Here is a 25,175-nt window from a genome sequence, read left to right as displayed (position 1 = left end):
CGCGTTTCGTCTGCTTTTCCGGAAGGCGGCGCCCTGGTGTGCCGCGCCGGTGCTTGCCGCCGCCCCGTCCGCTGCCTTTGCCGCCCCTCCGGCCGTCGATACCGGCGACACGGCGTGGATGCTGACCAGCACCGCCCTGGTGCTGATGATGACCATCCCGGGCCTGGCGCTGTTCTATGGCGGCATGGTCCGCAAGAAGAACGTGCTGGCCACGCTGATGCAGTCCTTCGCGATCTGCTGCATCATCACCATCGTCTGGATGGTCGCGGGCTACAGCCTGACCTTCTCGACCGGCACGCCCTATATCGGCGACCTGTCGCGCGTCATGCTCAACGGCATCGGCGCGCATATCGCCAAGGGCGCCGATATCGGCTTCACGCTCGGCCAGGGCTCGTCCAACCCCACGGTGATGACGATCCCCGAGAGCGTCTACATGATGTTCCAGATGACGTTCGCGATCATCACCCCGGCCCTGATCGCCGGCGCCTTCGCCGACCGCATGAAATTCAGCGCCCTGTGCGTCTTTACCGTCCTGTGGTCGCTGCTGGTCTATGCCCCGATCGCCCATTGGGTCTGGAGCCCGATCGGCTGGGTCGCGGGCTTCGGCGCCATCGATTTCGCCGGCGGCACGGTCGTGCACATCAATGCCGGCATCGCCGGGCTGGTGGCCGCCCTGGTGCTGGGCAGGCGCCGCGGCTACGGCACCGAGGACCTGGCGCCGTTCAACCTGACCTACGCCGTCATCGGCGCGTCGCTGCTGTGGGTGGGCTGGTTCGGCTTCAACGCCGGCTCGGCCGTCGGGTCGAACGGCCGCGCCGGCATGGCCATGGCCACCACCCAGATCGCCACCGCCGCCGCCGCGCTGGGCTGGATGGTCGCGGAATGGGCGCGCACCGGCAAGCCGACGGTGCTGGGCATCATTTCCGGCGCCGTGGCGGGGCTGGTCGCCATCACTCCGGCCGCCGGCTTCGTGCTGCCGGGTGGCGCGCTGGCCATCGGACTGGCGGCGGGAGTGATCTGCTATTTCGCCGCGACGTCGCTGAAACATGCGCTGGGCTATGACGACAGCCTGGACGCGTTCGGCGTGCACGGGGTGGGCGGCATCCTGGGCGCGCTGCTGACGGGCGTGTTCGCCTACGGCCCGCTCTCGGTCACCGACGCCAATCCCGCCGGCATCAGCGGCTCGTTCGCGCAGTTCGTCATCCAGGCCAAGGCGGTCGGCGTGACGATCGTCTGGTGCGCCGTCGTGACCTTCATCCTGCTCAAGATCGTCGACCTGGCCGTCGGCCTGCGCGTCTCGTCCGAGCAGGAGCAGGAAGGACTGGACATGGCGCTGCATGGCGAAAGGATCAGCTAAGGGCAGGCAACATTCTTTTGCGTGCCGGCATCCCGGCCGCCGGTTTCGCCGGGGCGCCCGGCGGGTGACGGGGTGTCGGGGGCATTACCATGGTCCGGACCTGACGGATTTCAGGTCCGGACCAATGGGACGTTCGCCCGCCTTCCGGATTGGGGCCGCAATAAATATTTACGAATGCGGACCCAAGTAAATTCGTCAAAAATAACAATAATAAAACATCATGCGTTTCATGATTGTTTAATATACATGCATTATATTCGATCTGTAACCAATAAATATCCGATTCAGGATAAAAATACCTCGTATCGCTTATGAACGATGTCTTGTTCGAGGTGATTTGCATGAATTCGATCAAGGGTACTGGCGTGGCGTTACTGTGCGCCGGCCTGGCATGCGGCGCTTTGTCCGGACAGGCGCGGGCGCAGGTCACGCTCTTTCCCAATCCGCATCCGGCATCGGAATTCCAGACCTGGCTGCAGGGGGTTACCTTGACCGGGCAGATCGATGGCGGGATCGATGCCAATCCGGCGCGGCCGGATAACGGGATCAATTTCGGCAACTTCCTGGGCGATCATGCAAATCAGGCCCAGTTGAACCAGCTTGCGCTGACGCTGGCCCGCGCCATCGACCCGACCAGGCACGAATACCAGATCGGCTTCACGCTGGAAGCGCTGTATGGTTCGGATGCGCGCTATTATCACCTGCTGGGCATTTCCGACCAGGCGATCTCGACCCGCTATCAGCTCATACCCGCCCAGGCCCATATCGACGTCCATCTGCCGTGGCTGACCAAGGGCGGGCTGGACATGCAGGCAGGCATTCTGCAGGCCCCGATGGGGGTCGAAACGCTGGACCCGACGACCCGCCCCTTCTATACGCTGGCCTATACGTCGCAATATTCCGTGCCGTTCGAACATATCGGCGCGATGTTCAAATGGCATGTCAGCGATATCGTCGACGTGACGTTCGGCATCGATACCGGCAACCAGACGACCTTCGGCGCCAGCGACAACAACGACGCCCCGGCGGGGTATTTCGGGTTCAACCTGAACAGCCTGCTGCACGGCAAGCTGACCATCGTCGAGCTGAGCCGCGTCGGCCCCGAAGACCCGGTGCGGGTGCTGGGACCGGCGGCCAATCACCAGAACCGATTCTGGAACGATATCAACGCGACCTATGCGATCAGCGACAGGCTGTCGGTCACCGGCGAATTCAACTACCTGCACGATGACGGGCTGCGGGCCGACACCACCAGCTTCGTCAGCTTCCTGAGCTACAAGATCAGTCCCGTCCTGACCCTGAATTACCGGGGTGAAATCTATCGCGACAATACCGGTCTGTTCGTCGCCAGCTTTCTGACCAACCGGGCCTATATGCAGGCGATCGCCGGCCTGCCCGCGCCTGCCGAAACCGCGCCGCCGACGACGTATGGCGAGCTGACCCTGGGCGTGACCTACCACCCCACGCTGGGCCACCATGTGCGGGTCTTCGAGATCCGGCCGGAAATCCGCTTCGACCGCTCGCTGAACGGGACGTCGCCCTTCAATGACGGGCGGAATACCGGGATGTTCACCTTCGGTGGCGACGCGGTGCTGGGCTTCTGAAGCCGGCAGGCCGCGCGTCACGCCGCGCGGCTCGGGGCCATCACCTTCCACGATCGGATCCATGTGGCGGTGCGCGCTGTGGCGCCCGCCATTTTTTGATTTTCAAGTCTCTTAACGAATTTCCGGCCCGACCCGCCTGCCAAAGGGTAACAGGACGATAACAAATCGTTTGGTTCCGACATCGTTATATGTATAATTTGGACATAATATGCACATGAACGCGGCCGCCCGCCGCCCACGCATTCAGGAGCGACGACGATGCCCGGATTTTTCGGGGTAAGGACTTGGCTGCTAGGTGGCGCCGCCCTGGAGGCGCTGACCTTGGGGGCGTTGATGATGCGGGCGACGCCCGGCCATGCGCAGGACGTCCCGGCACAAAGCCCGCCGCATGCCGCCCCCAGGCCCGCCGTCAGCACGCCCACCGTCAACAAGCCCACCGTCAACAGACGGATGCGCCACGCGCATGCCCCGCATGGACAGGGCCCGGACGCGCGGACCGTGGCGGCGGCGCCCGCCATGCAATCCCCGGCCATGCAATCCCCGGCACGGCCGCGCCACACGCCCCTGTTGCCGGCGGCGCGGGCCGAGGAAGTCAGCGTGACCGCGGCGGCGGCGCCGGGGGATTCGGTGCTGTCGACCGCGACCCGGCAGCACAGCACGATGCAGGTGACGGTGATATCCGGCGCGCAATTGATGGCGACGGGGCAGACGAACGTGATGAGCGCGCTGGCCCAGGCCTCGGCCGCGATCACCGCGCCGCCGCAGCCGGGGGTGGGCAACAACGCCTTCGTGCAGACCATGCAGTTGCGCGGCCAGTCGGCGGACGACACGCTGATCCTGGTCAACGGACACCGGCGGCATATCGGGGCGAATTTCAACGCCAATGCTGGGCCGAACTGGGGCACCGAGCCGGTCGACATCTCGCTGATCCCGATCTCCGCCATCGACCATATCGAGGTCATAACCGAGGGCGCGTCGGCCCTGTACGGCCAGGACGCGCTGGCGGGCGCGGTCAATATCGTGCTGAAGCAGAAGACCCATGGCGGGTTGGTCAACCTGCAGAACAGCGGCTATTACGCCGGGGACGGCCAGGGGCTGAACGGATACGGCGACTATGCCTTCGCGTTGGGCAGGAACGGCGGCTATCTGGATCTGGCGGCGCAGGTGACGCACCAGCAGCCCACCAACCGCACCGGGCTGTTCGTCGGGCAGCTCTATCCCGTCGGCAACCCGCTGAACGCGACGGCCAGCCGCGACGTGCAGCGCATCCTGGGGATTCCGAAATCCACCATGGAGACGCTGAGCGAGACCATGTCGCTCCCGCTGGACCGCAATGCCAGCCTGTACAGCACCTCCACCTTCGGCCATCGGCGGGTGGATGTGGCCGAGACCTATCGCAGCGCGGCCAACAGCCTGACCAACAGCACGCTGTGGCCGTACGGGGCGATTCCGTACATCTTCATGGACCAGTACGATTTCGAGACGGATAACGGGATCAAGGCCGAGAAATTCGGCTTCGCCTGGGACCTGTATGCCAATTACGGCCGCGACGACCAGGCCTATTCCACCGTGCACAGCAACAACATCACGCTGGGCGACGCCAGTCCACGGGATTTCCGCGACGGCAGCGCGATCACCGGGCAATTCTCGACCGGGCTGCGCGGGTCGCGGCTGTTCCACACCGCGCTGCTGCCCCGGCCGGTCGCCCTGCGCTTCGGCGGGGAATATCGCCGCGACACGTTCCAGATGACCGAGGGCGAAACCGCGTCCTGGATCGGGCTGGGGGCGACGGACCATGCCGGCAACGTGCCGATGGCCGCGACCCAGCGCGGGCGCGACGTCTATGACGGCAACGTCAATCTCGATCTGTACGCCACGCGGAACTGGGAATGGACATTGGGCGGCCGGGCCGTCAGCTATACCCACCTGGCAACGGTCGAGACCGGGTCGATCGGCACGCGCTATAATTTCAACCGCAACTGGGCGATCCGCGCCGGCGTCAATTCCGGCTATCGCCCGCCCACCCTGGGACAGACCTACTATTTCTACAGCGCGCCGTTCGCGACCTATTCGGTCGACCAGTTGCCCAACAGCAGCCCGGCCGCCAAGGCGCTGGGCGCGGGCAGCATCAAGGGCGAATATTCGACCAGCTACAGTATCGGGATCGACGCCACGCCGCTGGAAAACTGGCACCTGACGGGCAATCTGTACTATATCTCCATCAATGACCGGCTGGCCAGCACGACCACGCTGGGCGGCCCGGAGGTGGCGCGGATCCTGGAGGCGTCGGGGCTGCATAACGTCACCTATGCCTCGTACTACACCAACCCGGTGAACACGCACACCTATGGCGGGGACATCGAGACCGGTTACACCCTGCACACAAACGCCTCGGGCACGTTCCGCTTCGATTTCAGCTTCAATTATTCGGACAACGAGATCCGCAGCGACAACAGGACGCCCCCGGTGCTCAGCGCGATGGGGCTGAGCAGCTTCAACACCTATGCCGCGGAGATGCTGCTGCATTCCGCGCCGAAGAACCGCGAAAACCTGTCGGTCGGCTGGACTTTCGGCAAATGGAACCTCTTCGTCCAGGAGCAGCGATTCGGCTCGACGATCTTCCTGGCCAGCCCGACCTCGCCGCCCGTGGCGCAGAATCCGGCGTTCCTGACCAATCTTTCGGTCAGCTACCAGATCATGCCGCGCTGGACGGTAACGGCGGGGGCCAACAATCTGGGAAACAAATACCCGACCCGCGTTCCGCCGCCGATCATCAAATCCTTGTTCAACGCCTATAAATATTCGTACTATTCGCCATACGGGTTCAATGGCGGCATGTATTATGTGCAGACGGCCTTCACCTTCTGACGGAGCACGCCCGTTGCAGCACCCCGCACAGATCCTCGTCCGTCCCGATGCCGTCCGCGACCCGGCCACGGCGCGGCCGTTCCGCTTCGTGATCTATGCGCTGACGGTGGCGATGTGCGTGATCTGCTATGGCGATCGGGCGGCGCTGTCGGCGGGCATGCCGGCGATCGCGCGGGAATTCGGCCTGACATCGGGCGAGATCGGCTGGGTCCTGTCCAGTTTCCTGTGGTCCTATTTCATCCTGAACCTGCCCAGCGCGATCCTGCTGGACCGGCTGGGCGTGCGGCGGGTCGGCGCGCTGGCGGTGGCGCTGTGGTCGCTGGCGATGATCCTGGGCGGGCTGGCGGCCGGGATTGCGGCCTTCATCGCCACCCGCGTGCTGCTGGGCATCGGCGAGGCGCCGACCTTCTCGCTGGGCAACAAGGTCGTGCGGGCCTGGGCGCCGCCGACCGAGCGCGGCGTGATGATGACGGCCTTCGTCTGCGGGATTCCGATCGGGCTGGCCGGCGGGGCGGCTGCGGGGGCGTGGCTGATCGCCCATTTCGGCTGGCGCCCGGCCTTCGGCATGCTGGGGGCGCTTGGGCTGGTCTGGTCGGTGTGCTGGTGGTTCATCCATCCCGAGCAGCACCCCGGGCAGCATCCGCAGCCGTACCGGGACCCGTCGCCGGCGCGGCGCGGAACCCTGTCGGTGCCCGTGCTGTTCGGCTCGTCCAGTTTCTGGGGCGTGGTGATTGCGCAATGCTGCGCCAATTACGCGAATTTCCTGCTGATGTCCTGGCTGCCGCTGATCCTGCGGCAGGTGCTGCATCTGGGCATGGTGCAGGCAGGCGCCTATACGGCCTATTGCTATTGCGGCGCGGCGGTGATCTCGATCACCGCGGGCAAGCTCGGCGAGCGGCTGATGGCCGGCCGGTCGCTGGCCCACGGCGCGCGGCGCAAGGTGGTGTGCGCCTATCTGATCCTGGCGGCGCTGATGGGGCTGCTGCCGCTGTGCGGGACGGCAGGCACGATCATTCCGCTGCTGGCGGTGTCGATGGCCTTCGTGGCGGCGGGGACCGGCGCCAACATGGCGCTGCTGGCGGACCTGGTCATCGAGCACGACATTCTGGGCGCGGTGACCGGGCTGACCCTGACCTTCAGCAACGGGCTGGGAATCCTGGCGCCGATCATGACCGGCTATCTGCTGCAGGCCACCGGCAATTTCCACGGCGTGTTCTACATCACCGCCGGGATCATCCTGTGCGGGGCCGCCGCCGCCTGGGCGATGCCGCGCCGCATGTTCCATGCGCGCCGGCAGGGGGACGGGGCGTGACGGCGCGGCTCAGCATGGCCGGCACGGGGGCCGTGCTGCTGGACGTGGCCCACGGCGCGTTCGACCCGGCGGCGCAGCGCCGCGTCTGGGCGGCGGCGCGGGCGCTGGCGGCCGATCCGGCGGTGGTGCAGGCGGTGCCGGGGGTCAATAACCTGCTGGTGACGTTCGATGCGCTTCGGACCGAGCCCGACTATGTCGAACAACGGGTCCGCGCATGCTGGCAGGCGGCATCGCCCGAGCCGGTGCCGGCGCGCCTGGTGGAAATCCCGGTCACCTATGGCGGCGCGTTCGGCGAGGACCTGAAACTGGTGGCGGCGCATGCCGGCCTCTCGGAAGACGAGACGATCGCGCTGCACCTTGCGGGGGAATACAGCGTGGCGGCCATCGGGGCGATGCCGGGCTTTGCCTACCTGACCGGGCTGGACCCGCGTCTGGCGATCCCGCGCCGCGACACGCCGCGCCTGACGGTGGCGCGCGGGGCGGTGATGGTGGGCGGCGGCCATGCGGGCGTGATGCCGTGTACCGCGCCGTCGGGCTGGCACATCATCGGGCGCACCGACGCGGTGCTGTTCGATGCGGCGCGCGCCGAACCTGGACTGTTGCGGATCGGCGACCGCGTGCGTTTCACGCAGGCCGGGTGACGGACCGGGCAATGGGGGCCGCATGATCGAGATCCTGACCGGGTCGGCGCTGAACACCATCCAGGACCAGGGGCGGCCGCGCGCCATGACCCTGGGCGTGGCGCGCGGCGGGGCGATGGACGGGCCGGCCCTGGCCTGCGGCAACATGCTGCTGGGCAATCCGACAGGCGATCGGACAGGCGATCGGACAAGCGATCGGACAAGCGATTCTGGCGAACCGGCGGGCGCGGCGGGGATCGAGATCGCGTTCTTTCCCTTCCGGGTGCGCTTCCTGGCCGCGCTGGCCTTTGCCGTAACGGGCGCGCGCGGGCCGGTACGGCTGGACGGCCTGGCGCTCCCGCCCGACTGGGCGTGCTGGGCGGCGCCCGGACAGGTGCTGGAGATCGGTCCCCCGGCGGAAGGATGCCGCACTTACCTGGCGCTGGCGGGGGGGATCGACGTGCCCCTGGTGCTGGGCGCGCGGGCCACCGATCTCAAGGGCGGTTTTGGCGGGCTGGAGGGGCGGGCGCTGCAGCGGGGCGACGTGCTGCGCTGCGGGCCGGCGGCGGAGCCGGGGCCGCCGCGCTGCGGCTGGGGCCTGGCGGAACGCTGCCCGCTGCCCGATGCTGGGGAAACGCGGGTGCGGGTGCTGCCGGCCGCCGAATTCGGCGATTTCACCGCGGCGGCGCGGCACGCATTCCTCGCCGAAACCTGGCGGGTCACGCCCAGCGCCAACCGCATGGGCTATCGGCTTGAGGGCGAACCCCTGGCCCTGCAACGGGCGATGAGCCTGTTTTCGCACGGGATCGTGCCGGGCACGGTGCAGGTGCCGCCGGCCGGGCAGCCGATCGTGCAGATGGCCGACGCCAATACCTGCGGCGGCTATCCGAAGATCGCGACCGTGATCGCGCCCGATCTGCGCCTGCTGGCGCAGACGCCGGTGAACGGGCGCATCCGCTTCGTCGAGGCCAGCCGGGCCGAGGCGGTCGCGGCCCTGCGGGACGCGGCGGCGCGCCAGGCCCGGCGACAGGCGGAATTCGCCGCTCTGCGCCACATGCCGATCCCGGCGTAAGTCCCGATTGCTGGAGAAGAATGCCATGACCGGACGCAAGACGATCGACCTGAATGCCGACCTGGGCGAGAGCTTCGGCCAGTATACGATCGGCAACGACGCGGCGATGCTGGATGTCGTGACCTCGGCCAACGTGGCATGCGGGTTCCATGGCGGCGACCCGGAAGTGATGGCCGCGACCTTTGCCCTGGCGCGCGCGAAGGGGGTCGCGGCCGGGGCGCATCCGGGCTTTCCGGACCTGTGGGGGTTCGGGCGGCGGGTCATGCCGTTTTCCACCGGCGAGATCGAGCGGATCGTCGCCTATCAGGTCGGCGCGGCGCGGGCGCTGGCGGCCTATGCCGGACACCGCATGACCTATGTGAAGGCGCATGGCGCGCTGGGCAACCTGACCGAGCGCGACCCGGCGGTGGCCGAGGCGGTGATCGAGGCGGTACGGCGCGTCGATCCGGCGCTGCCGGTGGTGGCGATCGCGCTGAGCCATCTGGAGCGGATCGGCCGCGCGCGGGGCATGACGATCTTTTCCGAGATCTTCGCCGACCGGGCCTATACCGAGGACGGGCACCTGGTGCCGCGCAAGGAACCGGGCGCCGTGCTGCATGACGCGGCGTTCGCCGCCGACCGGGTGGTGCGCATGGTGCGGGCGGGCGCGATCGAGACCGTGTCGGGCCGGATGCTGCCGACGCAGATCGATACGATCTGCGTGCATGGCGACAACGCCGAATCCGTCACGGTGGCGCGCCTGACACGTGCGCGGCTGGAAGCGGCGGGCATCGCCCTGCGCGCGCTGACCTGAAAGGCGGCGGCCATGATGCTGACGCTGGAGCAGATCGAGGCGCTGATGGCCCGGATGCGCGCGCTGGGCATCGCCGAGCTGGAATACCGGCATGGCGACCAGCAGATCCGCCTGGTGCGGGACGACGACGCGACCGCTCCACATCCCCCGCCGCTGGCTCCGCCGCCGGCCGCGACGCGGAACGGGATGGGGGATAAGCCCGCCGCCACGCCCGAGGTGATCGCCGCGACGATGTATGGGCAGTTCTATGCCGCGCCCGCCCCGGATGCCGCGCCCTTCGTCGGCGTGGGGGACAGGGTCGCGGCGGGGCAGCCGCTCTATGTCCTGGACGTGATGAAGACGCTGACGCGGATCGAGGCGGAATTCGCCTGCATAATCCGCGAGACGCTGTGCGCGAACGGACAGGCGGTCGAGCCGGGCACGCCGCTATTTGCCATCACGCGGCTGGATGAGGCGCGGAATGGCTGAGATCCGCACCGTCCTGATCGCCAACCGGGGCGAAGTCGCCCTGCGCATCGCCCGGGCTTGCCGCCTGCTGGGACTGCGCAGCGTGGGGGTCTATTCCGAGGCGGATGCCGGGCTGGCGCATCTGCGCCTGGTGGATGAGCGGATCTGCATCGGGCCGGCGGCGGCGTCGCACAGCTATCTGGACGGGGCGCGCATCCTGCGGGCGGCGGCGCTGACCGGGGCGGATGCGATCCATCCGGGCTATGGCTTTCTGTCGGAAAGCGCCGATTTCGCCGCCGCGGTCGAACGGGCGGGCCTGGTGCTGGTGGGGCCGTCCGCCGCGATCATGCGCATGATGGGTGACAAGATCGCGGCCAAACGGCAGATGCGGCGGTCGGGCGTGCCGTGCCTGCCCGGGTCGGACGGCGCGCTGCCGGACGACATGGCGGCGGCCCAGCGCCTGTGCGACGCGCTGGGCTATCCGCTGATCGTCAAGGCGGCAGGCGGCGGCGGCGGACGGGGCATGCGGGTGGTGCATCGGGCCGGGGCGCTGCGCGAAGCGGTCGAGACCGCGCGGCAAGAGGCCGGCCGGGCCTTCGGAAACGCGTCGGTCTATGCCGAGCGGTTTCTGCAGCATCCGCGCCATGTCGAAATCCAGGTGCTGGCCGACAGGGCGGGGCATGCCGTCTGGCTGGGGGCGCGGGATTGCTCGGTCCAGCGGCGGCACCAGAAACTGGTCGAGGAAGCGCCCCCGGTCGGGATCGCCCCCGGGCGGATCGCCGAACTGGGCGCGGCCTGTGTCCGGGCCTGCCTGGACATGGGGTACGAAGGGGCGGGAACCTTCGAATTCCTGTATGAGGACGGGGAATTTTTCTTCATCGAGATGAATACCCGCCTGCAGGTCGAGCATCCGGTGACCGAGATGACGACCGGCATCGATATCGTGCGCGCGCAGTTGCGCATCGCGGCCGGGCAGCCGCTTGGACTCACGCAGGCGGATATCGCGACGCGGGGGCATGCGATCGAATGCCGGATCAATGCCGAGGACCCGCTGCATTTCGTCCCCAGCCCCGGCCTGGTGCGGGCCTGGCATCCCCCGGGGGGACCGGGGGTGCGGGTGGATACGCATCTCCATGCGGGGTACCGCGTGCCGCCGCAGTACGATTCGCTGGTCGCCAAGCTGATCGTTCATGGGGCCGACCGGGCCGACGCGCTGGCACGCATGCGCGCGGCGCTGGACGAAATGGCGATCGAAGGGATCGCCACCACCGCGCCGTTCCATCGCCGCCTGATGGAAACCGAGGATTTCCGGACCGGCGGGGTCGGCGTCCATTACCTGGAGTCACTGGATCTGGAGACGATGACGCCACGGAAGGACGCGCCATGACCTTGCTGGACGCGCTGCCGCGTCTGGTGGCGGCCATGCGGCGCCAGGACATGCGCAGCCTGTCGCTGGCGGACGGCGCCGAGACGCTGACCGTCCGCCTCGCGGCACCCGGGACGGACGCGCCCCAATCGGAGGACGCGCCGGAGGATGCGCCAGAGGACGCAGCCGTGACGGAGGTGCCGAGTCCGGAAATGGGGGTGTTCCGCCAGGGAAATGTGATTGCGGGGGCGGTGACTGCGGGGCATGCCGGGGACGGCGCGGTGGGCGCGCGCGTCGCGGCGGGGATGATCCTGGGCTTCGTGGAAATCGGTCCGGCGCTGCTGCCGATCGTCGCGCCGCGCGACGGCGTGGTGCAGGCCGTCCTGGCGGCGGATGGCGCGCCGATCGGCTATCACGCCCCGGCATTCGCGATCCGCCATGAATGAGCCGCGCCGGCCGCAGCCAATGTCCCGCCCGAGACACGCGCATGCGAATTTCCGAATCGGACCGTCAGAGCGAGGAGGCCGAGCGCGAGGCCTGTTCGTAAAAGCCCGTCAGCACGCGAAGGGCTTTCGCGACGTCGCCGATCCTGCTGCCGCCCGGGCTGCGGTCGGGCGGGATCAGTTCCAGCAGGCAGATCCGGCGGATGCGGGCATATTCCTCGCACACCGCGCGGCCCTTGTCGGTCGTGCCGACGAAGACCTCCTTGCCGTCGCGCCGGCGGGCGATCAGGCCCAGCCGGTCGAGCTTCTTCATCGCGTAGTTGAGGGAATGGCGTTCGGACAGATTGAGCGTGAACATCAGGTCCGAGATGCTTTTCTGCCGGTGGCGGTGATTGGCGCTGTGCAGGACCAGCGCATCCAGCGGCGAGAGATCGGGCAGCCCCGCCGCCGCCATGCCCCGCACCACCCAGCGCTGGAAGGCGTGATTGACCACCGTCAGCGCGAATTCGAATTCGCTGAGATCCTCATGGCCCGGACTGGCGAGATGCGAGGACGAGACGATGAAGGCGCGTTCCGTGGCCGTGGCGCGCGAATCCGCCGCGTGGTCGTCCGTCATGCGCCGGGGGGATTTCGTCTTGGTCATGGGCGGCCTCGCTGCTGTCGGTCCGGTGCCGTCAGCCGGCGCCTGGCCCTATCCTAACCCGAAGCTGGAGGCATGGCATGTCCCCCCCATCATCCGTTCGCCTGGCGGCCGATATCGGCGGCACCTTTACCGACATCGTGCTGGAAACGCCGCAGGGGCGCCGGACGCGCAAGGTCCTGACCACGCCCGCCGCGCCCGAGGACGGGGTGATGACCGGCATCGGCCTGGTGCTGGCCGATGCCGGGCTCGATTTTTCCGATGTCGCGGTCTTCGTGCACGGCACGACGCTGGCGACCAATGCGATCATCGAGCGGCGCGGCGCGCGGACGATGCTGGTCGGTACCGAGGGATTCCGGGACATTCTGGAAATCGGCACGGAAAGCCGGTTCGACCAGTACGACATCATGATCCGCAAGCCCGTGCCGCTGGTGGCGCGGCCTCACCGCTTTGCCGTGCCCGAACGCATGGATGCCCTGGGGCGCGTGCAACGCCCGCTGGACGAGGCGGCGGTGCGCGCCCTGGTGCCGCATCTGCGCGCCGCCGGGGCCGAGGCGATCGCGATCGCCTTTCTGCACGCCTATGCCAATCCGGCGCACGAGCGCCGGGCCCGCGACCTGCTGGCCGAGGCGCTGCCCGAGGTGCCGATTTCGATTTCCAGCGCGGTCTGCCCGGAAATACGCGAATATGAGCGGACCTCGACCACCGTGGCCAACGCCTATGTCCAGCCGCTGATGGCCGGCTATCTGGGCCGGCTGCGCCAGGCGCTGGACGGGCGCGCCTTCGGGGGCGCGCTCTATCTGGTGACCTCGGGCGGGGGGCTGACGTCGCTCGAGGCCGCGCGGCAATTTCCGGTGCGGCTGGTGGAATCCGGCCCGGCCGGCGGGGCGATCTTCGCCGCGCAATGCGCCGGGCAATTGTCGGAGGGGCGGGTCCTGTCCTTCGACATGGGGGGCACCACCGCCAAGATCTGCCTGATCGAACGGGGGCAGCCGGCCTCCTCGCGTTTCTTCGAGGTGGATCGCACCGCGCGCTTCATGAAAGGATCGGGCCTGCCGCTGCGGATTCCGGTGATCGAGATGGTCGAGATCGGCGCGGGGGGCGGGTCGATCGCGCATCTGGACGCGATGCGGCGGGTTGTGGTCGGGCCGGAAAGCGCCTCTTCGGTGCCGGGGCCGGCCTGTTACGGACTGGGCGGCACGCGGCCGGCGGTGACCGATGCCGACCTGGTTCTGGGGCTGCTCCAGCCCGAAGGGTTCGCTGGCGGCGGCATGACCCTGCGGCCCGAACGGGCGGCGGCGGCGCTGGATGCGGCGATCGGCGGCCCGCTGGGCCTGTCGCCCGAGATGGCGGCCCATGCGGTCTACGAGATCGTGTGCGAGACCATGGCCAGCGCGGCCCGGGTCCATGCCGCCGAGCGCGGGGCGGTGATCGGCACCCATACCATGATCGCCTTCGGCGGCGCCGCGCCGCTGCATGCCGGACGCGTGGCCGAGAAGCTAGGGGTGCGGCGGCTGGTCGTGCCGGCCAATGCCGGGGTGGGATCGGCGGTGGGATTCCTGGCCGCGCCGGTCTCGTTCGAACTGGTGCGGTCCCACCCCGCGCGGCTGGATGCGCAGTTCGACGGGGCGGCCGTGTCCGCATTGCTGGACCAGATGACCGCGACCGCGCGCGGCATGGTGCAGGATGACGCGCGCGCCGCGTCGCTGACGGTGCGGCGCGGGGCCTTCATGCGCTATGTCGGGCAGGGGCATGAAATCGCCGTGACGCTGCCCGACGGCCCGCTGGACCAGGCCGCGCTGCCGGCCATGCGCGCGGCGTTCGAGGCCGAATATGCCCGCCAGTTCGCACGGATCATTCCCGGCGCGCCGGTGGAAATCCTGAACTGGTCGGTCACGGTGTCGACCCGGGCGGAGCAGCCCGCGCCCTTCCCGCCCACGCCGGCCCGCCGGCCGGTCGCGGCGGCGCGCACCCGCCTGCTGTTCGATGGCGGCCGGGACCGCATGGTTGAACTGGCGGTCCATGCGCGCGCCGAAATGCGGCCGGGCGACGCGGTCGCGGGGCCGGCGCTGATCGTCGAGCAGGAAACCACGACCTACGTCCCGGCGCGGTTCGATGCCCATATCGACGGCGGCGGCAATATCGTGATGGACATGAAGGAGACGGCGTGATGGACGCACGGAATGCGATCGACCTGCAGATCATGTGGAACCGCCTGATCGCCGTGGTGGGCGAGCAGGCGCAGGTGCTGATCCGCACCGCCTTCAGCCCCATCGTGCGGGAGTGCGAGGACATCTCGGCGGGGATTTTCGACCTGCGGGGGCGGATGATCGCCCAGGCGGTGACGGGCACGCCGGGCCATGTCAATTCGATGGCGGAATCGGTGGGGCATTTCCTGCGCCATTTCCCGATCGAGACGATGAAGGAAGGCGATGCCTACATCACCAACGATCCGTGGATGGGCACGGGACACCTGAATGATTTTGTCATCACCACGCCGGCCTTCCTTCGCGGCAGGCTGGTCGGGCTGTTTTCCTGTACCAGCCACCTGATGGATATCGGCGGGCTGGGCAACGGCCCCGAGGCGACGGACGTGCTGATGGAAGGCCTGTCGATCCCGATGCTGAAGCTGATCGACCAGGGCCGGGTGAACGAGACGCTGATGGCGATGATCCGCGCCAATACCCGCCTGCCGGTCGATACCGAGGGCGATACCTATTCGCTGGCGGCGTGCAACGATGTGGGCGTGCGCGCGCTGCGCGCGATGATGGACGAATTCGGCATCGACACGCTGGAGCCGCTGGCGGATTTCATCATCACGCGGTCGCGCGCGGCGGTGCTCGAGAAGATCGCGGCGCTGCCCCGGGGCTGCTGGTCGTACGAGATGACGGTGGACGGCTATGACGCGCCGCTGCCCCTGCGCGCGCGGCTGCGCGTCGATGAAGCGGGCGTGACGGTGGATTATGCGGGCACCGCGCCCGCGGTGTCGCGCGGGATCAATGTGCCGCTGGCCTATACCAGGGCCTATACGGTGTTCGGACTGGCCTGCGCGATCGCGCCCGACGTGCCGAACAACGCGGGGTCGCTGTCGGCCTACCACGTCACCGCGCCGGCCGGCTGCGTGCTGAACGCGCAGCGCCCGGCGCCCGTGTCGTCGCGTCATATCGTGGGGCAGATGCTGCCGGACATGGTGTTCGGCTGCCTGCGCACGCCCCTGCCGGACCGGGTTCCGGCCGAGGGCACGTCCTGCCTGTGGAATATCGCCGTGCGCGGGGAATGGGTGCCGCCGGGCGCCGCGGCGCCGCTTGCCTTCGCGCTGGCGATCACCACCAATGGCGGCACGGGGGCGCGGCCGGGGCTGGACGGCTTGTCGGCCACCGCCTTCCCGTCCGGGGTGCACGGCACGCCGGTCGAGATCGCGGAAATCCAGTGCCCGCTGATCTTCTGGCGCAAGGAGTTCCGCCCCGGCAGCGGCGGCGACGGCGAAACCCGCGGCGGGCTGGGCCAGGTCATGGAAATCGGCACGCTTGACGCGCGGCCGTTCGACCTGCTGGCGGCGTTCGACCGGATCGATCATCCGCCGCGCGGCGCGCAGGGCGGCGCGGACGGCGCGCCGGGCTGCCTGCGGACGGCGTCGGGCCGCCGGCTGGCGGGCAAGGGGCTGCATGTCGTGGCGGCGGACGAGCGGGTGGTCGTGATGACGCCGGGCGGCGGCGGACTGGGCGACCCGGCGGCGCGCACGGCGGCGCGGCGGCAGGCCGACCGGACCGGCGGTTATGTCTGAACGGGGGTCTGAACGGAAGATCGCGCGGGGTTCGTTCCATCCCCGTCGATCATGCCCCGGCGGGGCAGCAGGAACAGGACGGTGAGCAGCGAGCACAGCGCGCAGGCCGACACGTACCAGTAGAACCAGTCCTCGTGCCCGGCCTGCTTGGACCACAGCGCGATATATTCCGCCGTGCCGCCGAACAGCGAGACCGTCATGGCATAGGGAAAGGCCACGCCCAGGGCGCGGATGCGGGTCGGGAATTGTTCGGCCTTCACCACGGCATTGATCGCGGTATAGCCCGAGACCGCCAGCAGAGCGAGGGTCAGCAGCGCGAAGGCGCCCGCCGCGCCGTGGGCGGCCGAGAGCGCGCGCATCAGCGGCACGGTGCCGAACGTGCCCAGCAGCCCGAAGCCGATCAGCAGCGGCCGGCGGCCGATGCGATCGGACAGCGCGCCGAAGGCCGGCTGGGCCAGGGCGAAGACGAACAGCGCCGACGCGGCGATCAGGGTCGCGCGCTCGCGCGGAAAACCCAGCGTGTTGACCAGGTATTTCTGCATGTAGATCGTATAGGTGTAAAAGGCGACGGTGCCGCCCAGGGTCAGCCCGCACACGGTCAGGATCGCCTTCGGATGCCGGATCAACGCCCGCAGGCCGCCGCGCTGTCGGGTGGCGCGCGTGCGGGTGAATTGCGTGCTTTCGTGCATGTCGCGGCGCAGCCACAGCACCGACAGCGACAGCAGCGCGCCGATGCCGAACGGCACCCGCCAGCCCCAGGCCGCGATCTGCTGCGGGGTCAGCAGCGCGAACTGCATGGCCAGCAGCACCAGCAGGGCAAGCAACTGGCCCATCACCAGCGTGACGTACTGAAAGCTGGAATAGAAGCCGCGCCGCCCGGGGGGCGCGACCTCGGACAGGTAGGTGGCGCTGGCGCCGTATTCGCCGCCAAGGCTCAGCCCCTGGATCAGCCGGGCGACGACCAGCACGACCGGCGCGGCGACGCCGATCCGGTCGTAGCCGGGGCAGAGCACGATCAGCATCGAACCCAGGCTCATGGTCAGGATGGACAGGCTGAGCGCCGCGCGGCGCCCATGGCGGTCGGCCATGATGCCCATCAGCCAGCCGCCGATCGGACGCATCAGAAAGCCCACCGCGAAGATCGCCGCGGTGTGCAGCAATTCGGTCGTGGGATCGCCCTCGGGGAAGAAGACATGGGCGAAATAGAGCGAGAAGGCGGAATAGACGTACCAGTCGTAATATTCGACCAGATTGCCCGCCGACCCGGCAACGATGCCCCGCAGGCGCTGAACGGCCGTCAGCCCGTCCGGTGCGGCGCGCTGAACAGGGGGCGGGGTCACGTAATTCATCATCCGGTCCGTTTTCGGTTTCCCCAGCGCTGGGGCATGGGGAACAATCCGGAGACGCAACCGGATCGAAGGGGAGGGGGCTGGGACAGTCCTACTATCGCGCGCAGGCGCGGGGCAAGGTCGGCGGCGCCCGCGCCCGCATGACCGCCGGGCCGGATCTCATCCATCGTTTCAAATACCGCAAGGAACACGACGCGGCATCGCCGTGCCCGGCGCGCCTGCGCGCCTATCGGAGGCGATAGGTCGCGGCGGTGCCGTTGGCGGGAACGACGAAGCTGGCGCTGCCCGCCGCGCCGTCATAGGCCGCACCGGCAACGCCGCGCGGCGCATGCGCCAGCCCATGGACGACGATGCGATAGCTGTGCCACCACGGCTGGAAGCTGCCCTCCGGCCGGCCGATCGTCACCGTCACGCCGTGATCGGCCTCCAGCGTGCAGGACAGGGCGGTGCGGCTATAGGCGCCGTGGCGGAAGGCGAAGCTGTGGCCGTCATCGGCATAGAGGCTGCCCTGGCAGTCGGCGCCGGGATAGACGTCCAACTGCAAGGGTCCCTCCGGCGTTTCGCCGGTGCTCTGCACCAGATTCTGGCGCGGGATGATCGAACCCGCCCGGACGAACACCGGCAACTGGTCCAGGCGCGGCGTGATGCCGAGCGTATGCGGCGCGGTGGGGCCGGTATCCTTCAGGGTCATGAACAACCCGCCCGCCCCCCACAGGCTGAGCGGCTTGAGGTTGGTGACCGGCTTGCCGGTCCAGTAATCATACCAGCCGCCCGCCGGCAGGGTGACGGAGTACGGCCCCGGCGATTCCGGGCTGGGCGGCGCCGCGACCATCAGCGCGCGCCCCAGCATGAACTGGCTGTCGGTGGCCAGGTCGAGCGGCGTGCCGTCCAGCAGGCCCGCGGGAAATTCCATGAACAGCGGCCGCATCATCGGAATGCCGGTGCGCGCGGCCTCTTCCGCCACGGTATAGAGATAGGGCAGCAGCCGGTAGCGGGCCTCGATGAAGCGGCGGCGGATGTCCTCCTGCGCCGTGCCGCCGACCCAGGGCTCCTGCGGCAGGCTCTGCTCGTCGCTATGGTCGCGGGCGATCGGGGTGAACATCGCCACCTCGATCCATTTCGTCAGCAGGTCCGCCGAGGCCGAGCCGGCGAAGCCGCCGATATCGGCGCCCGAGAAGGTAAACCCGCCCAGGCCCAGGCTTTCCAGCATCGGAATGGTCAGGCGCAGATGATTCCAGGTGGAGCTGTTGTCGCCGGTCCAGGTGACGCCATAGCGCTGGCCGCCGGCATAGGACGCGCGGGTCATCACGAAGGGCCGTTCGTCCGGCTTCAGCGCCAGCAGCCCTTCATAGGTCGCGCGATGGTTCTGCATGCCATACAGGTTGTGGATCTCGCGATGGCTTGCAACGCGCGCGGCGAACCCCGGCTCGTCGATCCGGTGGCGGTTGTCCAGCGGCATGGTCTTGGTCGGCGTGTCGAAGATCGCCGGTTCGTCCATGTCGTTCCAGAAGCCGGAAATCCCGTCCTGAAGGTAGAACTGCCGGTAGAGCGTGCCCCACCAGGCGCGGGTGGCCGCCTGGGTGAAGTCCGGGAACAGGGTCGGGCCGGGCCAGACCGGCGCGACATAGGGCTTGCCGTCGGCGGTTTTCACGAACCGGTCCTGCGCCATGCCGCTGTCATAGGGGGCGTAGCCCGCGTTCGGCAGGTCGGCGATATGCAGGTCGGTGATCGCCACCGTATGCACGCCCTGGGCGGTGAAGTCCGACACCATTTTTCCGAAGGTCGGAAAGGTCTTCGCATCGACCGTGAAGGGCCGGTAATGCTGTTGGTAGTCGATATCCAGCCAGATCGCGTCGGTGGGAATCCGGTCCCGGCGCAGGCGGGCGACGATCGCCCGGACGTCCTTCTCGGTCGGATAGCCCCAGCGCGATTGCTGGAAACCCAGGGTCCAGAGCGGCTGCATGGAAGGCGTGCCGGTCAGCCAGGCATAGGCGCGCTCCACGTCCTTGGGGTCGGGGCCGGCCAGCACATAGTAATCGACCGGGCCGCCATCGGCGCCGATCGCCAGCTCGCCGCGCCGCGTCTTGCCGAAATCGAAGCTGGTGCGCCAGCTATTGTCCAGGAACATCCCGTAATAGCCGCCCTTGGTATAGCCGATGAAGAACGGGATGTCCTTGTAGAGCGGGTCCTGCCCTTCCTGGTAGCCGTAGCTGTCGGTGTTCCACATGACGAAGCTGCGGCCCAGCCGGTCCAGCGGGCCGAACTTGTCGCCCAGGCCGAAATAATGCGCGTCGTCCGGGATGGATTTGGTCATGGTGAAGCCGTCGCCGCGCCGGTCGGGCACCATTGCGCCGTCCAGGTCCGACAGCAGCACCCGCCCGGTGCGATCGGTCACCGTCACCCCGCCATCCCTGCGGGACACCGCGACCTTCAGCGCCCGGGTTGAGAACCCCACCGCATCGGCGGTCGAGAACCCGGTGACCGCGACCGAGGCGCGGCGGGCGGCAGGCAGCACCGCCCAGGACGCGTCCTCGGGCAACGACCCGTTCCGTCCCACCCGCACCCGCACCACGTCGTCGCGCAGGGCGGTGAGCTGCAGCACCATATCGCCCAGGCGCCATGCCATGCCCGACGGCAGGGCCTGCGCCACGGCGGCCGGACCAGCCGCGACGCTGTCGGCCGTCGCCACGCCCGGCACGGCAACGGCCGACAGCGCGAGCCACGAGGTCGTTGCGAAAGCGATCACATAGCGGGAAGGGAGTCGGCTCTGCGCGGCTGGCGCCATGGTGTCGATCGTCCTTGCATGGGGACCGCCGGGGAAGGGGCGGATAGGATTGTTATTGCGCCATCCTTCGGCTTGCGCGCGCGCTGTCAAGCACCCGGGGCGCCAAAAGCGCCGCGGGGGATAAAAGTCGGGCGGGGAAACGGGCGCGGTCAAAGGGCCTGGCATTCCAGGATGACGGCGCTTTGCGGCGGCATCTGCGGCAGGAACAGGCCGGCATCGCGCAGCAGCGCCCCGTCGATCGCCAGCCCGTCACGCACCAGGCGCTGCTGGGCGGGCGACGGCCAATGGCCGCCCAGCGCCTGCGGCCCGGGCATGGTCACGCGATAGCGGCGGTCGGACGACAGGCCGGGCAGCAGGACCGGGGACGGCATGCGGGCGGGCGGCCAGTCGCGCTGGGCCACCAGGTAGATGCCGGTCCCGCCGTCCGGCGTGGTGACGCCGCGGACGATCCGGTGGGGCGTCGCCTCGCCGAACTGGATCTGGCCGTGATGCAGGACGGGGCGCAGCCGCTTGTGCAGCGCGATCCACGCGGCCAGCCGGTCCTGCTCGTCGGTGGAAAGGCGGGTCGGGTCCAGTTCCAGCCCCAGATGGCCGAACAGCGCCACGGCGGCGCGGAAATCGATCGACGTGGCGCGATGGTCCAGCCAGTTCGGACTGGCGGAGATGTGGCAGCCCGTGATTTCGGGCGGCAGGAAATGCCAGGCGCCATCCTGGATCAGCAGGCGGTCGGGCGCGGATGTATTGTCCGAGGTCCAGACCCGCTGCACATGGCCCAGCGCCCCCCAGTCGGCCCGGCCGCCGCCCGAGGCGCAGCTTTCGATTTCCAGCGCGGAATGGACGGCATGCAGCTTGTCCCACAGGGCATAGAGGGCGAGGACCTGCCGCCGATAGGCGGGACGGCCGCCCTCGTCCGCCGCGGCCAGCAGGTCGCGGTTGAAATCCCATTTGATATAGTCGATGCGCGCGTCGACGACCTGCTCCGAGATGACGCGCAGCAGATAGCCGGCGACGTCCGGCCGCGAGATGTCGAGGACGAGCTGGTTGCGCGAGGTCAGCAGCGGGCGGCCGCGCACCTGCAGCACCCAGTCCGGATGGGCGCGATAGAGGTCGCTGTCGGGATTGACCATCTCGGGCTCGAACCACAGGCCGAATTCCATGCCCCGCGCATGGACATAGTCGGACAGCGGCCAGAGCCCCTGGGGAAACAGCGCCAGGGCGGGCGTCCAGTCGCCCAGGCCCGCGCGGTCGTTGCGGCGGGCGCCGAACCAGCCGTCATCCAGGACGAACCGTTCCACGCCCAGCCGGGCGGCGATGTCGATCTGCTGGCGCAGCCGGTCCTCGGCCAGGTCGAACTGGTTGGCCTCCCAACTGTTGAGCAGCACGGGGCGGGGCTTCATCTGCCCGGTGGGCCAGCGCAGCAGGTGCCGCCGCGCATAGGCGTGGAAGGCGCGGGCACAGCCGGCAAAGCCATCGGCGGAATAGGTCGCATAGACCGTCGGCGTGTCCAGGCCGGCGCCCGGTTCCAGCGTGCCTTCGCCGGGATGGAGATATTCGCCGACCGTCAGGCGGATCCGCCCGTCTTCCATCCGTTCGGCGCAGAGGCGGTGGCCGCCGCTCCATCCCAGTTGGGCGGCCCAGGCGGGCCCGGCATTGCGGCTGGTGGCGGGCAGGCCCGCGACGATGCCCGGAAAATGGTCGTGCGTGCGGTTGCGGCGGCTTTCGATGACGATGCCGCCCTCGGCCAGGGACATCGGCGCGATGGCGAATTCATGCGCCCACGCGCCATGCAGCACGCCCAGCGCCGCGATTTCGGCGGGCAGCAGGAAGGTGCCCGAGACCAGCCGTTCGACCAGCAGGGGCGTATCGCCCCGGTTGCTCAGCCGCATCGACGCGGCCAGCACGTTATCGGCGCAGCGCAGCGTAATGCGCAGGCCGATGGCCGAGAGCGCATCCGACGCGTCGATGACCAGTTCATCCGGCGTCTGTCGGATGGCGTCGACCTGGAACAGGGCCGTCCAGTCGCGTCCGTCGGGGCGGGCGGCCACCAGCCCGGGCAGGTCGAAATTCCAGGCGCCGATCGTATCCAGCAGGGTGATCGTCGGCTGCCACTGGTCGGGCCCGTTATCGGGCGTGTCCGGGGACCGGACGGCGTAGAGCGCCGCGGCGTCGAGATGATCCGGCAGGCGGCCGCCCCAGTAGGCGATCTCGGGCAGGCCGGTGGCGCGGCGGATCAGCAGCAGGGTCATGCCCGTGCCGTCCAGCCGCAGCATGCCGGTGGGCAGGCTGCCGCCTTCGCCCGCGCGGGCGGGGGCGGGAATGCCGGCCGCCGCGGCTGGCGGATGCGGTCTGGAGGCCGCCGGCAAAGGGGCCGCCGGAGCCGTCGCCGGCCGGGCGGCGGCCAGGGGTGGCGCCAGGGTAGACGCCAGGGTGGCCGCACTGCCCAGCCCGCCGAGCAGCTTCCATGCGGTGCGCCGGGTAAGGGCCAGGGAATGCGCGGCGTCGGAACGTAATGAATCGGAATGCGCTGAATCGGAATGCGACGAATCGGCAGAAGGGGGGCCGGAAGGCGCGGGATCGGGATTCGGCATGAAGGGAGTCCTGCTGCGACCGTGGCGCGGCCTGCCATGGGATGTGGGCCCATTGGGCGAACGGCCCGGCAGAGGGGCGGTTCCGCCCGCCGGCGCGCTGCGGGGGCGGCAGGATGGCGGTTTTCCGCGGCCGGTGGCCCGTCACAAAAATGTCAACAGAACCAGCGACTTCCAATTCCTTTTTAATCATGCGGGCGAAATGGTGGCGTGCGCCGGAGGCGGACATTGGGGTATATTGGTTCGGATAATCCCGTGAATGCGGCATTCTTCGATCACTGGGTCCGTATGACGCTGCATCGCAAATTCGATGCCGTCGCCTGCGAACCGGTGCCGGACTGCCTGCTGCATTGCCTGGAACGCGGAGACCCGGAGCGTGAGGGCCCCGAACGCAGGGACGAAATCGGGCTGGGGGGCGCCTAGATTCCGAAATTCGCAAGCGAATTTCGGAATCGAGAGGACAATAGAATCAATATTTTAGTGGCCTGCTAGCCCGGTTCAGGCTTCGTCCTCGGTCTGGCTTTCGGCCGCCATCTGCTGCAGGTCCAGTTCGTATTCCAGGGTGCGGAGCACGCGGTCGTCGATTTCGCCGGCGCGGTGCATGCGCAATACCGCCAGCCGGCCGGCCGCGATGGCGGCGATGATCGCGTTGAAATGGTCGATGCGCCGGGGTTCGTGCGCGTCGCGGTCGGCCCGATAGGCCGCGGCCACCCGCACGCGGTGGCCATATTGTTCCAGCAGGCGGGGATGGCGTTCGGTCCCGTCGGGCTGGTGCGACAGGGCGGCGATCCGGGCATGCTGGGCCTGGGCCATGCGCAGCCAGGCCAGGTCCTCGCTGTCGCGCCGCAATATCAGTTCGCTGGCGCCGCTGACGCGCAGCAGGCGGATCAGCGGCGCCAGCGTCGGGGCCTGCAGCAGCACGGTAACCAAAATGACGGCGAAGGCGCAGATCAGCACGATGTCGCGCCCCGGCAGCGACACCGGCAGGGACAGCGCCGCCGCCAGGGTGACGACGCCGCGCATCCCCGCCCAGCTCAGCAGGGTCGCGGTGGCGAAGGACGGTTCGGCCTGGCGCATCCGTCCGAAGCGGCGGGCGCCGCGATGCAGCAGGTCGGTGCCGAAGATCCACAGGAAGCGCGAGACGATCAGCGCGCCGACCACGCCCGCGACCGGCGCCGCCAGCGCGCGCAGGGCCTGGGGATGGGTATCCACCCGTTCCAGCACGCCGCGCAGCGACAGGCCGATCAGGATGAAGAGGATGGATTCCAGCAGGAAGACCATGACCTTCCAGAACGCCTGGGCCCGCACGCGGGTGGCGGCGCTGATGATTTCGTGCTGGTGCCAGCCAAGCACCAGCCCGGCGGTCACGGTCGAGAGCACGCCCGAGACATGCAGCCGGTCCCCCACGATATACGAGGCGACGGCCAGCAGCAGCGTCGCGGTGATGGTCAGTTCGCTGTCGCGCAGCCGCCGCAGCACCAGCAGGCCGGCATGGCCGACCACAAAGCCGACCGCCACGCCCCCCGCCGACAGCAGGCAGAGCGCGCCGAACGCGGCCGGCGCGCTGAAACTGCCCGTCAGCGCCGCGGTCAGGGCCAGGCGGAACAGGACCAGGCCGCTGGCGTCGTTCAGCAGGCTTTCGCCCTGCAACAGGGCGCTGATCCGCCCCGGCAGGGCCAGCCGTTCCAGCACCGCGCCGGCCGCCACCGCGTCGGGCGGCGAGACGATGGCTCCCAGCGTGAAGCAGACCGCCCACGGCAGGGCCGGCACCAGCCAGTGGGCCGCCAGCCCGACCAGCAGGGTGGTGAAGGCCACGGCGCCGAAGGCCAGCAGCAGGATGCCGGTCAGGTTGGCGCGGAACTCGCGCCAGACGGTAAAATAGGCGCCGTGCATCAGCAGCGGCGGCATGAAGACCAGCAGGATCAGGTCCGGATCGATGGTCAGGGCCGGGGCGCCCGGCACCAGGGCCAGGGCGATGCCGCCCAGGATGAAGGCGCCGGCCGGCGGCAGGCGGGCCCGGCGGGCAAGCAGTTCGAGCACGAAGATGGCGAGAACGAGAAAGACCAGGAATTCGTATTCCGACACATTCGACATAGACTGCCCCATGGAGTGCCTCTTGGCGGCGGCATGATAGGGGACGGCGACGGGCG

The 25,175-nt window shown here is 68.8% G+C and carries 18 protein-coding genes; 13 read left to right on the top strand and 5 right to left on the bottom strand.

The window, feature by feature from the left end:
- The first annotated feature begins 10 nt into the window (after positions 1 to 10).
- From AAC691_RS11615 to AAC691_RS11570, 10 genes are all read left to right on the top strand, one after another.
- A complete protein-coding gene (locus AAC691_RS11615) occupies positions 11 to 1,357 on the top strand; it encodes an ammonium transporter (RefSeq protein ID WP_342630202.1) in 1,347 nt (448 codons plus the stop codon).
- A 341-nt stretch (positions 1,358 to 1,698) separates the two neighbouring features.
- Positions 1,699 to 2,961: an outer membrane beta-barrel protein gene (locus AAC691_RS11610; protein WP_342627003.1), complete on the top strand. Its 1,263-nt coding sequence runs from the start codon at positions 1,699 to 1,701 to the stop codon at positions 2,959 to 2,961.
- A gap of 516 nt (positions 2,962 to 3,477) precedes the next feature.
- A complete protein-coding gene (locus AAC691_RS11605) occupies positions 3,478 to 5,829 on the top strand; it encodes a TonB-dependent receptor plug domain-containing protein (protein ID WP_408906106.1) in 2,352 nt (783 codons plus the stop codon).
- Positions 5,830 to 5,842: 13 nt separating this feature from the next.
- Positions 5,843 to 7,141 carry an MFS transporter gene (locus tag AAC691_RS11600; protein ID WP_323989698.1) on the top strand — a complete coding sequence of 433 codons (1,299 nt, stop codon included), beginning with the start codon at positions 5,843 to 5,845 and terminating at the stop codon, positions 7,139 to 7,141.
- Positions 7,138 to 7,782, top strand: coding sequence for a 5-oxoprolinase subunit PxpB (pxpB, locus tag AAC691_RS11595; protein ID WP_342627002.1), 645 nt, complete (start codon positions 7,138 to 7,140; stop codon positions 7,780 to 7,782). Before AAC691_RS11600 ends, pxpB begins: the two co-directional genes overlap by 4 nt.
- A 22-nt stretch (positions 7,783 to 7,804) precedes the next feature.
- Positions 7,805 to 8,833, top strand: coding sequence for a biotin-dependent carboxyltransferase family protein (locus AAC691_RS11590; protein ID WP_342627001.1), 1,029 nt, complete (start codon positions 7,805 to 7,807; stop codon positions 8,831 to 8,833).
- 25 nt (positions 8,834 to 8,858) lie between these two features.
- On the top strand, positions 8,859 to 9,626 hold the full coding sequence (locus AAC691_RS11585; protein WP_342627000.1) for a 5-oxoprolinase subunit PxpA: 768 nt from the start codon (positions 8,859 to 8,861) through the stop codon (positions 9,624 to 9,626).
- A 12-nt stretch (positions 9,627 to 9,638) separates the two neighbouring features.
- Complete coding sequence (locus AAC691_RS11580; protein ID WP_342626999.1) at positions 9,639 to 10,094, top strand: biotin/lipoyl-containing protein; 456 nt, start codon at positions 9,639 to 9,641, stop codon at positions 10,092 to 10,094.
- The gene (gene accC / locus AAC691_RS11575; RefSeq protein ID WP_342626998.1) at positions 10,087 to 11,460 is read left to right on the top strand and encodes an acetyl-CoA carboxylase biotin carboxylase subunit; all 1,374 of its coding nucleotides are present in this window, start codon (positions 10,087 to 10,089) and stop codon (positions 11,458 to 11,460) included. The genes AAC691_RS11580 and accC overlap by 8 nt, the downstream gene beginning before the upstream one ends.
- On the top strand, positions 11,457 to 11,885 hold the full coding sequence (locus AAC691_RS11570) for a hypothetical protein (protein ID WP_342626997.1): 429 nt from the start codon (positions 11,457 to 11,459) through the stop codon (positions 11,883 to 11,885). The genes accC and AAC691_RS11570 overlap by 4 nt, the downstream gene beginning before the upstream one ends.
- A 64-nt stretch (positions 11,886 to 11,949) precedes the next feature.
- On the opposite strand, the gene AAC691_RS11565 is transcribed toward AAC691_RS11570, so the two are convergent.
- Positions 11,950 to 12,525 carry a winged helix DNA-binding protein gene (locus tag AAC691_RS11565; protein WP_246285772.1) on the bottom strand — a complete coding sequence of 192 codons (576 nt, stop codon included), beginning with the start codon at positions 12,523 to 12,525 and terminating at the stop codon, positions 11,950 to 11,952.
- Positions 12,526 to 12,602: 77 nt separating this feature from the next.
- Between AAC691_RS11565 and AAC691_RS11560 the strand changes: the two genes are divergently transcribed.
- Both AAC691_RS11560 and AAC691_RS11555 read left to right on the top strand, forming a co-directional pair.
- Complete coding sequence (locus tag AAC691_RS11560) at positions 12,603 to 14,693, top strand: hydantoinase/oxoprolinase family protein (RefSeq protein WP_342626996.1); 2,091 nt, start codon at positions 12,603 to 12,605, stop codon at positions 14,691 to 14,693.
- Positions 14,693 to 16,306, top strand: coding sequence for a hydantoinase B/oxoprolinase family protein (locus AAC691_RS11555; RefSeq protein WP_342626995.1), 1,614 nt, complete (start codon positions 14,693 to 14,695; stop codon positions 16,304 to 16,306). Before AAC691_RS11560 ends, AAC691_RS11555 begins: the two co-directional genes overlap by 1 nt.
- Here AAC691_RS11555 and AAC691_RS11550 read toward each other — a convergent pair.
- From AAC691_RS11550 to AAC691_RS11540, 3 genes are all read right to left on the bottom strand, one after another.
- The gene (locus tag AAC691_RS11550; RefSeq protein ID WP_342630200.1) at positions 16,297 to 17,607 is read right to left on the bottom strand and encodes an MFS transporter; all 1,311 of its coding nucleotides are present in this window, start codon (positions 17,605 to 17,607) and stop codon (positions 16,297 to 16,299) included. The two genes, AAC691_RS11555 and AAC691_RS11550, sit on opposite strands and share 10 nt — an antisense overlap.
- Positions 17,608 to 17,881: 274 nt before the next feature.
- Positions 17,882 to 20,440 carry a TIM-barrel domain-containing protein gene (locus AAC691_RS11545; RefSeq protein WP_342626994.1) on the bottom strand — a complete coding sequence of 853 codons (2,559 nt, stop codon included), beginning with the start codon at positions 20,438 to 20,440 and terminating at the stop codon, positions 17,882 to 17,884.
- A 149-nt stretch (positions 20,441 to 20,589) separates the two neighbouring features.
- On the bottom strand, positions 20,590 to 23,028 hold the full coding sequence (locus AAC691_RS11540; RefSeq protein ID WP_342626993.1) for an alpha-galactosidase: 2,439 nt from the start codon (positions 23,026 to 23,028) through the stop codon (positions 20,590 to 20,592).
- A gap of 252 nt (positions 23,029 to 23,280) precedes the next feature.
- On the opposite strand from AAC691_RS11540, the gene AAC691_RS11535 reads away from it, so the two are divergent.
- The gene (locus tag AAC691_RS11535; protein WP_176641530.1) at positions 23,281 to 23,448 is read left to right on the top strand and encodes a hypothetical protein; all 168 of its coding nucleotides are present in this window, start codon (positions 23,281 to 23,283) and stop codon (positions 23,446 to 23,448) included.
- Between the two features lie 75 nt (positions 23,449 to 23,523).
- On the opposite strand, the gene AAC691_RS11530 is transcribed toward AAC691_RS11535, so the two are convergent.
- Positions 23,524 to 25,131 carry a Na+/H+ antiporter gene (locus tag AAC691_RS11530; RefSeq protein ID WP_342626992.1) on the bottom strand — a complete coding sequence of 536 codons (1,608 nt, stop codon included), beginning with the start codon at positions 25,129 to 25,131 and terminating at the stop codon, positions 23,524 to 23,526.
- Positions 25,132 to 25,175 lie beyond the last annotated feature (44 nt).

Source organism: Nguyenibacter vanlangensis (genome assembly GCF_038719015.1).
In the GTDB taxonomy this organism is placed as follows: Bacteria; Pseudomonadota; Alphaproteobacteria; order Acetobacterales; family Acetobacteraceae; genus Gluconacetobacter; species Gluconacetobacter vanlangensis.
This window is presented reverse-complemented; position numbering and strand designations above follow the sequence as displayed.